This is a genomic window from Micromonospora sp. NPDC023737 (assembly GCF_040639715.1).
GTDB lineage: Bacteria > Actinomycetota > Actinomycetes > Mycobacteriales > Micromonosporaceae > Micromonospora.
Genome location: NZ_JBFAAL010000003.1, coordinates 91,820 through 104,154 on the forward strand (window position 1 = coordinate 91,820; position 12,335 = coordinate 104,154).

General features: G+C 71.8%; 16 protein-coding genes. 10 read left to right on the forward strand and 6 right to left on the reverse strand.

Going from position 1 to position 12,335, the window contains the following annotated elements; all coding sequences use genetic code 11:
* Positions 1-9 precede the first annotated feature (9 nt).
* From AB0F98_RS09210 to pheA, 4 genes are all read left to right on the forward strand, one after another.
* The gene (locus AB0F98_RS09210; protein ID WP_076468360.1) at positions 10-468 is read left to right on the forward strand and encodes a hypothetical protein; all 459 of its coding nucleotides are present in this window, start codon (positions 10-12) and stop codon (positions 466-468) included.
* Positions 469-543: 75 nt separating this feature from the next.
* The gene (locus AB0F98_RS09215; protein WP_357731214.1) at positions 544-933 is read left to right on the forward strand and encodes an ACT domain-containing protein; all 390 of its coding nucleotides are present in this window, start codon (positions 544-546) and stop codon (positions 931-933) included.
* Between the two features lie 258 nt (positions 934-1,191).
* Positions 1,192-1,698: a hypothetical protein gene (locus AB0F98_RS09220; protein WP_357732418.1), complete on the forward strand. Its 507-nt coding sequence runs from the start codon at positions 1,192-1,194 to the stop codon at positions 1,696-1,698.
* 10 nt (positions 1,699-1,708) lie between these two features.
* A complete protein-coding gene (gene pheA, locus AB0F98_RS09225) occupies positions 1,709-2,665 on the forward strand; it encodes a prephenate dehydratase (RefSeq protein WP_357731217.1) in 957 nt (318 codons plus the stop codon).
* A gap of 66 nt (positions 2,666-2,731) precedes the next feature.
* On the opposite strand, the gene AB0F98_RS09230 is transcribed toward pheA, so the two are convergent.
* The 3 genes from AB0F98_RS09230 to AB0F98_RS09240 form a co-directional block, all read right to left on the reverse strand.
* Positions 2,732-3,451 (reverse strand): AIM24 family protein, encoded by a 720-nt coding sequence (locus tag AB0F98_RS09230; protein WP_357731220.1) that lies wholly within the window; start codon positions 3,449-3,451, stop codon positions 2,732-2,734.
* A gap of 169 nt (positions 3,452-3,620) precedes the next feature.
* Positions 3,621-3,968: a metallopeptidase family protein gene (locus AB0F98_RS09235; protein ID WP_175649139.1), complete on the reverse strand. Its 348-nt coding sequence runs from the start codon at positions 3,966-3,968 to the stop codon at positions 3,621-3,623.
* Between the two features lie 129 nt (positions 3,969-4,097).
* Complete coding sequence (locus AB0F98_RS09240; RefSeq protein WP_076468372.1) at positions 4,098-4,529, reverse strand: OsmC family protein; 432 nt, start codon at positions 4,527-4,529, stop codon at positions 4,098-4,100.
* Between the two features lie 128 nt (positions 4,530-4,657).
* Between AB0F98_RS09240 and AB0F98_RS09245 the strand changes: the two genes are divergently transcribed.
* Positions 4,658-5,365 carry a hypothetical protein gene (locus tag AB0F98_RS09245; RefSeq protein ID WP_357731224.1) on the forward strand — a complete coding sequence of 236 codons (708 nt, stop codon included), beginning with the start codon at positions 4,658-4,660 and terminating at the stop codon, positions 5,363-5,365.
* A gap of 93 nt (positions 5,366-5,458) precedes the next feature.
* Here the strand turns inward: AB0F98_RS09245 and AB0F98_RS09250 are convergent, their stop codons facing one another.
* A complete protein-coding gene (locus AB0F98_RS09250) occupies positions 5,459-5,977 on the reverse strand; it encodes a GNAT family N-acetyltransferase (RefSeq protein WP_357731227.1) in 519 nt (172 codons plus the stop codon).
* 201 nt (positions 5,978-6,178) lie between these two features.
* Here AB0F98_RS09250 and AB0F98_RS09255 point away from each other — a divergent pair, with 201 nt between their 5' ends.
* On the forward strand, positions 6,179-7,000 hold the full coding sequence (locus AB0F98_RS09255; protein ID WP_357731230.1) for an HAD family hydrolase: 822 nt from the start codon (positions 6,179-6,181) through the stop codon (positions 6,998-7,000).
* Entirely contained in the window at positions 7,000-7,812 is an 813-nt protein-coding gene (locus AB0F98_RS09260; RefSeq protein WP_357731233.1) for an HAD family hydrolase, read from the forward strand. Before AB0F98_RS09255 ends, AB0F98_RS09260 begins: the two co-directional genes overlap by 1 nt.
* Before the next feature lie 103 nt (positions 7,813-7,915).
* Here the strand turns inward: AB0F98_RS09260 and AB0F98_RS09265 are convergent, their stop codons facing one another.
* The gene (locus tag AB0F98_RS09265) at positions 7,916-8,509 is read right to left on the reverse strand and encodes a bacterial proteasome activator family protein (RefSeq protein ID WP_357732422.1); all 594 of its coding nucleotides are present in this window, start codon (positions 8,507-8,509) and stop codon (positions 7,916-7,918) included.
* Positions 8,510-8,592: 83 nt separating this feature from the next.
* Here AB0F98_RS09265 and AB0F98_RS09270 point away from each other — a divergent pair, with 83 nt between their 5' ends.
* On the forward strand, positions 8,593-9,420 hold the full coding sequence (locus AB0F98_RS09270; RefSeq protein ID WP_357731236.1) for an alpha/beta fold hydrolase: 828 nt from the start codon (positions 8,593-8,595) through the stop codon (positions 9,418-9,420).
* A gap of 47 nt (positions 9,421-9,467) precedes the next feature.
* Positions 9,468-10,658, forward strand: a complete 1,191-nt coding sequence (locus AB0F98_RS09275; RefSeq protein ID WP_357731239.1) for an ABC transporter substrate-binding protein — start codon at positions 9,468-9,470, stop codon at positions 10,656-10,658.
* A 105-nt stretch (positions 10,659-10,763) separates the two neighbouring features.
* Here AB0F98_RS09275 and ddaH read toward each other — a convergent pair whose 3' ends face one another.
* The gene (gene ddaH / locus AB0F98_RS09280) at positions 10,764-11,597 is read right to left on the reverse strand and encodes a dimethylargininase (RefSeq protein ID WP_357731242.1); all 834 of its coding nucleotides are present in this window, start codon (positions 11,595-11,597) and stop codon (positions 10,764-10,766) included.
* Positions 11,598-11,656: 59 nt separating this feature from the next.
* Here ddaH and AB0F98_RS09285 point away from each other — a divergent pair, with 59 nt between their 5' ends.
* Positions 11,657-12,115: an Lrp/AsnC family transcriptional regulator gene (locus AB0F98_RS09285; protein WP_357731245.1), complete on the forward strand. Its 459-nt coding sequence runs from the start codon at positions 11,657-11,659 to the stop codon at positions 12,113-12,115.
* Positions 12,116-12,335 lie beyond the last annotated feature (220 nt).

Consider the following 12,335-nt stretch of genomic DNA (forward strand, 5'->3'; position numbering starts at 1 on the left):
GGAGGCGCGGTGGCCCACGTCGAACTCTCGCTCTCCGAAGTGTTCGTGCCGGCGGCACAGGCATCGACAGAGCCCGAGTGCGACAACTTCGATCGCTGGTCCTCGACGGTCACCAACGCCGACGAGCCGTGCTTGTTGATCGACGCCGACACGAACGTGGTGGCGATCTCCACCGCCACCTGCCGACTGCTCAGCCTGGGCGAGCCGGACGCCGTGATCGGGCTGCCGCTGCTCTCCGGCGGCCTGCGCCTTCTCGACTTCACGGCGAACCGCAACGAGCTCACCCAACAGGAGATCGACAAGATCCCGCCGCTGCTGGCGCTCTCCTCCGGTCGGCTCGCGCGGGGCCTGCTGCGGGTGCAGGCGGCGACGCCGAAGGCCCCCGTCTGCACGGTGGACGCGATCTCCACCGCGGTGTTCACCGACGACGCGGTGGCCGGCTCGCTGACCTTCTTCTCCCCCGTCTGACCTGCGACAATGTGTGGCGCCCGCCGCACGTGGCAAAGCCGGACCCGCCGCCGGTCGAGGCCGTAAGGTGCCCTCATGCTCGATATCGCGCTGCTGCCGGGGGAGTACGCCGTGTGCCGGATGGCCGCCGGCTCCGCCCTGCCTCCGGCGCTGTCGAGCGGGCTCGGCGCCACGGACGTGGTGACGGTGAGCTGGACCGCCGACGGGATCTCGGTGATCTGCCCGATGGACCGCGCGCCCGCGCAGGCCGTGGTGGAGACCGCCTGGCGCTGCCTGCGCGTCGGCACGCCGGACGACGTGGCCGTCGGCGGCACCCTCGCCGATCTGGTCGACCCACTCGCGGGCGCCCGGGTGAGCGCGGTGGCATTCTCCACCTTCGACACCGACTACGTGCTGGTGCCGGCGGTACGCCTCACCGAGGCGACCGCCGCGCTGGAGCGCGCCGGACACCGCCTGCACGGATGACTTCAACATCACTACGGATACTCCTACGATGGGCTCGGCCACCCCGGCCGTAACGTCCCCGCAGCCCCTCAGGATCGGCCCGTGCCGCCCACCCCGCCCCTCCATACCGCGCTGTCGCTCGTCGACCCGACGCCGCCGGCCGTCCGCCCGATCCGGGCCGGCACGCGCGCGACCGCACCCACCGGACGATCGGGTAGGCACGGTGTGGCTCCCCGCGTCCGCGCCCGTTCGACCGCGTACAACCGGCGGCTACGCGCGGTGTCGGCCGTCCTGACGGCCCTGGCGGTCGCCGGGTGCGGCGTACCGCCCGACCTCCGTCAGTCGACGTCGCCCAGCGCGCCGGCCACCGCGTCGGCGCCGACCTCGATCCCCACTCCACCGGTCCCGCCGGCCACCGGCCTGCCCACGACCACGCCCAGCCTGTCGTCCCCAACGGCCGATGCCGGACTGGTGGCGACGTCGTGCCGGAGCGGACCGACCGGTCAACAGGTCATCCAACTGCTACGGGGCCGGGCCGCGGTGCTCTCCGACGGCGTCCGGGTGCAGGTCGGCACCGGGCCCCTCTGCGCCGCGGACTGGCAGTACACGGTGCTCAAGGTGACCGGGTACGAGGAGCTCCGGGTCGTCACCCGGGGCCGGCCGGGCGCGCCGCAGCTGGTGACCGCCGGCACGGACGTGTGCAACGCCGAGGTACGCGTCGTCGCTCCGCCCGGAATCCGGACCTTGGCCTGCGACGGCGGCACGGTGGGCGTATCGGGTGCGTAGGCTGGTCGGCATGCCGGGAACTCCGCCGACCCGTTTCGTCTACCTCGGGCCTGAGGGCACCTTCGCCGAGCAGGCGTTGCGCACCATCCCCGCCGCCGAGCGAGGCAGCCGTACGCCCGCCCGCAGCGTCGGGGAGGCGCTGGAGAACGTACGGGCCGGGGAGGCCGACGCGGCACTGGTGCCGCTGGAGAACTCGATCGGCGGGGCGGTCGGGGTGACCCTCGACGAGCTGGCCGAGGGGGAACCTCTGGTGATCACCCGTGAGGTCGTCCTGCCGGTGGAGTTCGTGCTCGGCGCACGTTCCGGCACGGAGCTGGGCGCGATCGGCACGGTGGCGGCACACCCGCAGGCGTCCACCCAGTGCCGGAACTGGCTGCGCGCCAACCTCCCCGACGCGGTGGTGGTCGACGTGCTCTCCAACGGAGCCGCCGCCGCGGGTGCCGCCGCGGGCGAGTACGACGCGGCCATCTGCGCGCCGATCGGCGCCACCCGTCACCGGCTGGCCGTACTGGCTGACAAGATCGCCGACCATCCGGACGCGGTGACCCGTTTCGCGCTCGTGGCCCGGCCCGGCCCGCCCCCGCCACCGACCGGGGACGACGTCACGTCGCTGGCGGTCTACATCGCACACGACCGGGTGGGCGCGCTGCTGTCGGTGCTGATGGAGCTGGCCGTACGCGGGGTCAACCTGACCCGCATCGAGTCCCGCCCGACCGGCGAGGCACTCGGCCGCTACGTGTTCTTCCTCGACTGCACCGGGCACGTGGCGGACGTCCGGCTGGGCGAGGCGTTGCAGGGCTTGCGTCGCGTCTGCGCCGCCGTGCACTTCCTCGGCTCGTACCCCCGCCATCGCTGGGTGGAGACGGGTGGCGACCGGCCGATCCCACCGCCGCCCGGTCTGTCGGACGCCGACTACGCCGACGCGACCGCCTGGCTGGCGCGGCTGCGCGCCGGTGAGCTGAGCTGAGCCGGCGCGCGACGCTGCCGCGCTCGCTCGCTCAGCCGGCGCGCTACTCGTCGACTGTCGTGCCGGTCAGCTGAGCAGACCGCCGAGCAGACCGCCCTGCTGCTCCTGCGCACCACTGCCCATCACCGGCGGCTCCTCGGAAGGCTGCACCACCACGAAGCCCTGCCCGGCGAAGCTCATCGTGAACGCCTCACCCGTACGCCGTCCGAGCAGCGTGCCGAGGCCGAGCTGCTCGGCGCGGTGGTAGCCGGTCTGGAGGCTGGCCGACCAGCAGACCGCGGCCTGCGGGTCGACGTAGGTGGGCTGATCCACGTTGAGGACCACGGGCGTGCCCTCGGTGGTGATGGCGATCCGGCCGTAGCCGCTGAAGACGCAGTTGAACAGGCCGGAGGCCGCCATGCCGGTGCCGCCGACCATCCGGATGTCGTACTGGAGGGTGGAGTCGAAGGCCAGCACGCTGGAGCCGTTGATGGAGAGCGAGTCGCCCGGCTCCAGGTCGATGATGTGTACGTCCTTGGCCGACTCGGCCAGGAAGACGTCACCCTGGCCGCTGACCTTCATGAGCGGCACACCCTCGCCGGTGAGCTTCTGCTTGAGGAACTTGCCCAGCCCGCCGGAGCCGAGCGCCTGGAACTGCACCTGCCCCTGGTAGGCGACCATCGACCCGACCCGGGCCATCGCCTCCCCGTTGAGCTCGATCTTCAACATCTTGGAGTTCTGCAGCCGCATGCCTGGCTGCGCGGACTCCTGCTCCAGGTTCTCGGCAGAGAACAGCGAGCTGCGCATGACGTGCCTCCTGATGTCGCGATGCCTGCCAAGACGGTAGGTGACGGTCGCAATGCCGGGCCATCGGGCAGCTGGGCCTGTGACCGGCGGCTCGGCCTGGGATGCCCGCCGCTAGTCACTCGCGGCTGGTCTCCGGCGGCCCCGCTCTCGGGAGGCGTGGACGGCCGGGTCAGGCCCAGCCGAGAGAGTGCAGTCGCTCGTCGTCGATGCCGAAGTGGTGGGCGATCTCGTGGACCACGGTGACGGCCACCTCGTCGACGACGTCGTCCTCGTCCTCGCAGATGCGCAGGATCGGGTGGCGGTAGATGAAGATGCGGTCCGGCAGCACACCGCCGTAGTCCCAGCCGCGCTCGGTGAGCGCGTGTCCCTCGTAGAGGCCGAGCAGGTCCTCCTCGCCCGGCGGCGGATCGTCCTCGACGAGGATCACCACGTTGCTCATCAGGCCGAGCAACTCCTCGGGCACCTCGTCGAGCGCGTCGCCGACCAGTTCCTCGAAGCGCTCGCGGCTCATCTCCACCGGCACCCTGCCATTCTGCCTGACGCCGCCCCGCCTCCGACCTGCCGAGATCCATGCACGTTCACGGAAAGAGTGGCCTGCCGAACGCCGGCTGGGGACTCTTTCCGTGAACGTGCGGTCAACGAGGTGTCAGGAGGAGAGTCGGGCGGTGAGAGTAATCTCGGCGCCCGGCGAGAGCAGACGGGAGATCGGGCAGTTCGCCTTGGCGGCCTCGGCGAGCTTCTGGAACTCGGCCTCGTCGATGCCGGGCACCTCGCCCACGGTCTCCAGCTCGATCCGGGTCACGCTGAACCCGGCGTCGGTCTTGTCCAGGTGCACCTTGGCGGTGGTCTCGACCGAGGTGGCCGTCGAGCCGGCGTCGGCGAGCGCCTTCGAGAAGGCCATCGAGAAGCAGCCGGCGTGCGCGGCGCCGATCAGCTCCTCGGGGTTGGTGCCCTCCCCCTCCTCGAAGCGCGACTTGAACGAGTAGTTCCCCTGAAGGCCGCCCTTGCCGGTGCGGACCGTGCCGGACCCCTCGGTGAGGTTGCCCTGCCAACGTGCGGAAGCGGTACGGATAGGCATGGTCCGACGCTATCGGAAAGCGGATCTCCCTGCGATGGGCTCCGCCGACGCCCAGCGTGCGATCCCTGTCACCGGGCGTCCTCTGTGCCATTATTCGACCAGTCGCGTGACCGGCGAAAGGATGTCGGATGTCCCGGGAGCTTCCCATCCAACGACAGGACGACCGATCCGACGACATGGCCGTCATCGAGTGGGGCACGGCCGAGCCCGACGCGCCGGAGCGGCGCAGACGCTCGCTCGCCGGGCTGGGGCGGGATCGCCGGATACCGCAACTGCTGGCCGGGCTGGGCGGGCTGGCCGGAGTCGCCTCGCTGGTCGGCGAGTGGGTCGTGATGACGCTGCCCGACGGCGGGCGTGAGGGTTCCCTCGAAGTGCCCGCCGGGGTGGCCGACGTCAACGGTTTCGGGGTCGGCTACCTGGTCGGCCTGCTCGGGCTGGTCTGCGCGGTGGCGCTCGCGCTGCGCGGCACCCCGACCGTCCGGCCGAACGCCCGGGTGCTGGGGCTCGCCCTCGCCGCAGCGCTGCTGGTCGTACTGGCCGCCACCGCGTCCGAACTCGACGACTCGACCCGGCGTCTCTTCTACAGCCCGGAGGAGGGCTTCCGGATCGAGTACGGACGGGGCCTCGCCATGGCCTTCGTCGCCTGCGTACTGCTCGGCGCGGCGTCGCTGCTGGCGCCGAACGCCGCACCGCTCGACGAGGACGCCCCGGCCGGTGCGGTGTTCCGGCGACGCCGCCGGTCCGCGCGGGAGGAACCGGACGACGTACCGCCGGCGCCGGCCGATCTGACCGTGCAGCCGGCCGTCCCGTTCGCCCGCCCGGAATCGCAGATCTGAACACCGGGTGGGCTAGGCCGGTTCCGCGCCCGCCCGGGCGGGGCCGTCAGGTGCGGCGCGGCCGGCCGGAGGAGGAGGACCGGGGCCCGTCGCTCAGCAGTTGGCCCAGCGCAGCTCGCCGTCGACCACGACGCCCGTGGCGCGCAGACCGAGACGTTCGGCGATCCGCGCCGAGGCGAGATGGTCGGGGTGCACGTGTGCGATCAGTGCGGTGATCCCCTGCCGGTCGAGCCAGCCGACCATGCCGAGCGCCGCCTCGCCGGCGTATCCGCGACCCTGCTGCGGCGCGGCGACGACCCAGGCCAGCTCGGCGACCTCACGGTCGCCGTCCAGCCGGACGGTGGCCTGCACCGTACCCACGGCGTCGCCGGTGGCCCGGTGCCGGACGATCCAGTTCAGCCAGCCCTGGCTGCCGTCCGGGGAGCGCCCGGCCACCTGGCGCGCGTACCGGGCACGCAGCTGCTCCTGGCTGGCCGGCTCACCACCGATGAACTCGTGCAGCCGTTCGTCGTGCAGGAGCGGGGCCATCTCCGCGGCGTGCGAGATCCGCAGCGGTTCGAGCACCAGGTGCTCCGTCTCGATCAGCTCCGCCGCCGGCCAGTCGCGTAACACCCGCAAACTGTACGACCGGACGGATTCCGCCGGAGGCGGGCTGGCCGCCACCGGGGGTGTGCCGCTGGTTGGCTTCCGATTCGCCTGGAAGCCATGGTTGCGCCCCGTTCCGCGAGGTACGGTTGCTGCCCGCCGTCACTCCGGGTCGATGATCGACCACTGAAACGGCTGGTTGCGACGGCGGCGGGCGAAGGAGGAACGATGACCCGCCCCGGACTGCCCAAGCTGATCGCCACCGATCTCGACGGGACGCTCGTCCGCAGCGACAACACCGTCTCCGCGTACACGCACGGGGTGCTGGACCGGGTGCGCGCCGCCGGGATCCCGGTGGTCGGCGCGACCGGCCGCGGCCCGCGGCTGACCGAACTGACCCGCAACGACATCCGCGCGGCCGACTTCCTGGTGATGGCCGGCGGTGGCCGCGTGGTCGACCAGAGCGACCCGGCGGGCCCGGTGGTGCTGCGCGACGAGCGGCTCCCGGCCGAGGTGCTGGCCCGGATCCTGGCCGATCTGGAGGCCGCGGTCGGTCCGTTGACCGTGATGGTCGAGGCGTCCGACGAGCACGACGCGCCGCTCTGGGGCGACTATCACCCGAGCTGGCCCTACCCGGACCGGTTCGAGGCGCGTACGCGCGCGGAGTGCCTCGCCACGGACGTGATCAAGGCGTTCGCCCGGACCGCCGATCATCACGTGGACGAACTGCTCGACGTCGCCCGCCGGATCGTCCCGGCGGAGGTGGCCACGCTCACCCAGGCCGGGCTCGGTTTCGTGGAGATCTGCCCGCCCGGCACGGACAAGGCCAGCGGGCTGGCCGTGGTTGCGCAGACCCTCGGCGTCGACCCGGGCGACGTCCTGGTCTTCGGCGACCAGCCCAACGACCTGCCCATGTTCGAGTGGGCCGGCTGGGCCCGGGTGGCTGTCTCCAACGCCCACCCGGCGGTCCGAGCCGCCGCCGACGAGGTCACCCTGCGCAACGACGACGACGGAGTGGCCGTCTATCTGGACCGACTACTGTCCCGGTGATGGGAGAGAGACCTCGGCTCGTCGCCACTGACATCGACGGCACGCTGCTCCGGGACGACCGCACGGTGAGCCCGCGCACCGCGTCGGTGCTGACCCGGATCGCCGCCTCGGGAACGCCGGTCGTGCTGGTCACCGGCCGCCCGATCCGCTGGCTCAAACTGGTGTACGACCAGCTGGCCGAGCCGCTGCCGGCGATCTGCGCGAACGGCGCGGTGGTGTACGACCCGGCCGGCGACGAGGTGCTGCGCGCCGACCCGCTGGCGCCGGAGCTGCTGGCCGAGGTGGCCCGGCGGCTGCGGGCCGAGGTACCCGGGGTGACCTTCGCCGTGGAGGTCACCGACAGCCGGCAGATGCGGCACGAGGCGCACTACCCGCTGCGCTGGGACGCCGACCACGACGCGATCCGGGCAGTGCAGTCTCCCGAGGAACTGCTGGCGGCCCCGGCGGTGAAGCTGCTCGCCCGGGCCGGTGAGCAGGATCCGGACGCGTTCGTCGAGTTGGTGGCCGCGGCCCTGGAGGGGCTGGCCGAAGCCACCCACTCGTCGTACTCCGGACTGGTGGAGATCTCCGCGGCCGGCGTGACGAAGGCGGCGGGCCTGGCGTGGTACTGCGCCCGGCTCGGCGTCGACGCCCGGGACGTGGTGGCGTTCGGGGACATGCCGAACGACGTACCGATGCTCACCTGGGCCGGTCGGGCGGTGGCGGTCGCCAACGCGCACCCCGCGGTACTGCGGATCGCGCACGAGGTCGCCGCCGCCAACTCCGAGGACGGCGTCGCGGCGTACCTGGAGAAGCTCTTCGACGTGGGCTGAGCGGACCCGGGCCGGGCCGCTTCCACACGGATCGCGGCCCGGCCTCGGCCCTCCCGGCACCGCTACGCGCGGCAGTGTCCCGGGCCGGTGGTGGCCCGTCGGCTCAGAGGTACTGGCCGGTGCTGTGCCCCTCGCCGCCCTGACCCATGCCCGGCATCCCGGGCGCCATCCCGCCGGGGCCGCTCGGCAGCGCCCGGCCGGAGCGCATCTGCTCCAGCTGCACCCGGGCCGCCATCTGCTGGGCGACCAGCGCGGCCTGGATGCCGTGGAAGAGACCTTCCAGCCAGCCGACCAGCTGGGCGTGCGCGACCCGGAGCTCGCTCTCGCTCGGCGCGCCCTCCTCGGTGAAGGGCAGCGAGATCCGCTCCAACTCGTCACGCAGCTCCGGGGCGAGGCCCTCCTTGAGCTCGACGATCGACCGCTCGTGGATCTCCCGCAGCCGGTGCCGGCTGGCATCGTCGAGTGGGGCGGCCTTGACCTCCTCCAACAGCTGCTTGATCATGCTGCCGATCCGCATCACCTTGGCAGGCTGTTCGACCAGGCGGGTCGGGTCCTCCCCCTGTCCCTCGCCGGTCTGCATGGTGCCGACGGGCTGGCCGTCCGGGCCGACCACCACCACCGTGCCGGAGTGACCGGTGCCCTCGTTGCCCGGCTCGTCGTTCTGTCCAGCGGCGCTCGCTTCGGTCATGTGATCCATCTTGACCCAGCGCGCCGGGTTCACGCTCGCCGGGACCAACTCCTCCGTCACGGATCACTCCCGGGACGCGTTACCGTCGCGCCATGCCCGCCGACCCCCGCGCCGTACTGAGCCGCCCTGCCCCGGATCCCGACCACACCGTGGCGTACGGGGACCATCCGGACCAGATCGCGGACCTCCGGGAACCGGCGGTCAGCGGATCCGTCCGGCCGTTGGTCGTGGTGGTGCACGGCGGCTTCTGGCGGGCCGAGTACGACCGGCGGCACACCGGCCCGCTGGCCGCCGCCCTGGCCAGGCTTGGCCATCCGGTGGCGCAGCTCGAATACCGGCGTACCGGGCAGCCGGGCGGCGGCTGGCCGAACACGCTCTCCGACGTGCTGGCCGGCGTGACGGCGCTGCCCCGGCTGGCCGCGGCCGCGATGCCGGGCCGGGTACGCGCCACCCCGCCGATCCTCGTCGGTCACTCCGCGGGCGGTCAGCTGGCGCTCTACGTTGCCGCGCGGGTGCCGGAGGCGGTCGGAGGGGTGTTGGCGCTCGCCCCGGTTGCCGACCTGGCCGAGGCCTACCGGCTGGACCTGGACGGTGGCGCGGTGGCCGAGCTGCTCGGCGGCGGGCCGAGCGAGGTCCCGGACCGGTATCGGGCCACCGATCCACGAACGTTGGTGCCCATGCGATCACGCACCGTAATTGTTCATGGTGAGATGGATCAACAGGTGCCAGCGACGATGAGCCGGGACTTCGTGGCCGCCGCCCGGACGGCGGGTTGCGATATCACCCACTTTGAGCTTCCCGAGTGCGAGCATTTCGGCCTAATCGACCCCGAATCCGCTGCCTGGCCCGTGGTCGTCACCGCGTTGCGATCGCTGCACGAAGATCAGCGGCCGATTGACGCAGCGTCGCCGACCAGGTAGAACGCCGGAGGGGCGACGCGCCCTCGAACCCCTGCTGGAAGGACTCGGTGTCGCAGATGAACCGCAGACGGGCGCTCCAACTCCTGGCCGCGCTCGGCACTACCGGGCTCGTAGCGGCGTGCGGCAAGGACACTGACGGCGCATCGGGCAGCACCGCCAACCCGATCAAGATCGGGCTCATCGCCCCCCAGGCCGGCGGCCTCAAAGCGATCGGCGACGAGATCGTCAACGGCTTCCAGCTCTTCCTCGACCTGAACGAGCAGCAACTCGGCGGGCATCCCGTCACGCTGATCACCGCCAACGAGGGCAATGACGTCAAGTCCGGCAAGGCCGCCGTCGACGAACTGCTGAGCCAGGGCGTGCTCGCGCTGACCGGCGTGGTCAACTCCGCCGTCATGCTCGGCATCCGGGACACCGTCGAGAAGGCCCGGGTGCCGCTCATCGGCTCGAACGCCTCGCCGAGCACCCTGCAGAGCGTCGTCTACATCTGGCGGACCTCGTACGTGCTCGACGAGGCGGGACGGGCGCTCGGCGGCTACCTGAGGGAGCGACTCAAGCCGGGCTCCCGGTTGGGGATCATCATGCCGGACAGCGTCGGCGGCGAGGATGTCGAGCGCGGCTTCCGGGAGGAGTTCGGCTCCTCCGACCCGCGCCTCGCCGGCCCGGTCGTCTGGACCACGGCCGCGGACAACCCGGGGAAGACCGCGTTCAGCCAGGACATCCGCAAGGCGCTTCAGAAGCACCCCGACGCCATCCTCTGCTTCTTCACCGGTGAGGCCGGCGTCGAGTTCATCAAGCAGCTGCGCGAGGCGGGCTACAAGGGTCCCGTCTACGCCCCGGGCTTCCTCACCGAGGGCACGGCGTTGGAGAGCATGAAGAACGACGCGCTCAACATCCAGACCGCGCTGAACTACTCGGCCGACCTCAGCAACACGGCCAACCGCGTGTTCGCCTCCGAGTACCGGAAGAAGCTGAACAGCTCCCCGACCACCTACGCGATGGCCTCGTACGACGCCGCCCAGGTGTTGCACCAGGCCATCCAGCTGGCCGGCGCGGACCCGAACCCGCAAGAGGTCAACCTGGCCCTCGGCAAGCTCGGGCAGATCGACAGCCCGCGCGGCATCTGGCAGTTCAACCAGCCGCGTACGCCGCAGCAGAAGTGGTACCTGCGCCAGGTGCAGCGCGACGGCCAGGTGCTGTCGAACGTCCTCATCAGCGAGCTGGCCACGCTCGGCTGAGCTCCTCAATTCCGGGCACAGGGCCGGCCTCCGTGGGGAGACCGGCCCTGTTCCGTACGCGGAGGGGGCCGGCGCTCCCGGGACCGGCCGTGTCGCCCGTACCGCTCAGTGCCGCAGCTCGGCGATGCAGCACTTGACGCTGCCGCCGCCCTTCTTCAGCTCGGACAGCTCGACCGGCACCGGGTGGTAGCCGACGGCCTCCAGCTTCTCGGCGAGCCCGGCGGCCTGACTGTTGAGGACCACGTTCAGCCCGTCACTGACCAGGTTGAGCCCGAAGGCCATGATGTCGGCGTCGTCCGCGATCACCGCGTCCGGGAAGAGCTGAGCCAGCACCTTCTGGCTCGCTGCCGAGAAGGCGCCCGGGAAGTAGACGATGTTGGCGTCGTCGATGGCGGCGAGAGCCACGTCCAGGTGGTAGAAGCGCGGGTCGACCAGGCGGAGCGAGACCACGGGGCGGCCGAGCGCCTCCTGCGCCTCGGCGTGCGCCGGAAGCTCCGTACGGAACCCGTGCCCGGCGAGGATGAGCCCACCGTGCGCCTCCGGGACGTACGCGAAGTCGCCCTCGCCCTCGTTGGTCTCGCTCGGAGCGATGAACCGCCAGCCCTGCGACTCGTAGAAGGCCCGGTGGGCCGCGGCCTCGGCGGCCCGCTGCTCGTGCTTGAACTGGGCACCGTAGACGACGCCGTCCACCACGAAGGCGCCGTTGGCGGCGTAGACCATGTCCGGCAGGCCGCGCTCGGGAGTCAGCAGGTGCACCTCGTGGCCGAGCTGCACCAGAGTCTCCCGCAGCCGGTCCCACTGCTTCACGGTCAGCTCGGTGTCGACCGGGGCGGTCACGTCCATCCACGGGTTGATCGCGTACTCGACCGCGAAGTGCTCCGGAGAGCACATGAGGTATGTCCGCTTTCGCGGCACTCGCTGGTGGTTCACGGTCACCAAGAGTAGGTATCGTAGAAGTTTGGTAACAGCCACAACCATTGCTTCCCAGGGACAGAACGTTGCAGATAGACGCCGTAGACCAGCGGATCATTGCGCTGCTCGTCGCTGACGCCCGCGCGTCGTACGCCGACATCGGGATCCGGGTGTCACTCTCCGCCCCTGCCGTGAAGCGACGGGTCGATCGGCTGCGTGCCACCGGGGTGATCCGCGGATTCACCGCCGTCGTCGACCCGGCCGCCGTGGGCTGGACCACCGAGGCGTTCGTGGAGCTCTTCTGCGCCGGGCGGACCACCCCCGCGCAGATCGGCGCGGCGGCCCGTCGGCATCCCGAGGTGGTCGGCGCGTACACCGTCTCGGGCGAGGCCGACGCGCTGGTGCACATGCGTGCCGCCGACATCGCTCATCTGGAGGCCGCGCTGGAGCGGCTGCGCGCCGAGTCGTTCGTGACCTCGACCCGCAGCACGATCGTGCTGTCCCGGCTGGTCGAGTCGCCCGGCGTCGGACCGTCAGCCGGCTGACTCGGGAGCGGAGCCCATCCGGCACCGAGGGGCCGGAGCCGGTCCCGGGGCACCGGAGATCCGGGGCACGGGTGACGGTGACCGGGTGCGGGCTCTGCCGGGGCGGGGCGGCGGCGTGGTCCGGCGCTCCGGGCGGAGCTTCCGGACCCCCACCCGCCCTGGCGCCCCACCGGCCGTGACAGCCCCACGCGGCCGCACGCTTCATCTGACCGGCCTTGAC

Excerpts from the sequence above, each read along its gene's own strand:
- AB0F98_RS09215 (WP_357731214.1), top strand. The coding sequence starts at position 544 with ATGCTCGATATCGCGCTGCTGCCGGGGGAGTACGCCGTGTGCCGGATG.
- pheA (WP_357731217.1), top strand. The coding sequence starts at position 1,709 with ATGCCGGGAACTCCGCCGACCCGTTTCGTCTACCTCGGGCCTGAGGGC.
- AB0F98_RS09230 (WP_357731220.1), bottom strand. The coding sequence starts at position 3,451 with ATGCGCAGCTCGCTGTTCTCTGCCGAGAACCTGGAGCAGGAGTCCGCG.
- AB0F98_RS09240 (WP_076468372.1), bottom strand. The coding sequence starts at position 4,529 with ATGCCTATCCGTACCGCTTCCGCACGTTGGCAGGGCAACCTCACCGAG.
- AB0F98_RS09245 (WP_357731224.1), top strand. The coding sequence starts at position 4,658 with ATGTCCCGGGAGCTTCCCATCCAACGACAGGACGACCGATCCGACGAC.
- AB0F98_RS09255 (WP_357731230.1), top strand. The coding sequence starts at position 6,179 with ATGACCCGCCCCGGACTGCCCAAGCTGATCGCCACCGATCTCGACGGG.
- AB0F98_RS09260 (WP_357731233.1), top strand. The coding sequence starts at position 7,000 with ATGGGAGAGAGACCTCGGCTCGTCGCCACTGACATCGACGGCACGCTG.
- AB0F98_RS09265 (WP_357732422.1), bottom strand. The coding sequence starts at position 8,509 with ATGGATCACATGACCGAAGCGAGCGCCGCTGGACAGAACGACGAGCCG.
- AB0F98_RS09270 (WP_357731236.1), top strand. The coding sequence starts at position 8,593 with ATGCCCGCCGACCCCCGCGCCGTACTGAGCCGCCCTGCCCCGGATCCC.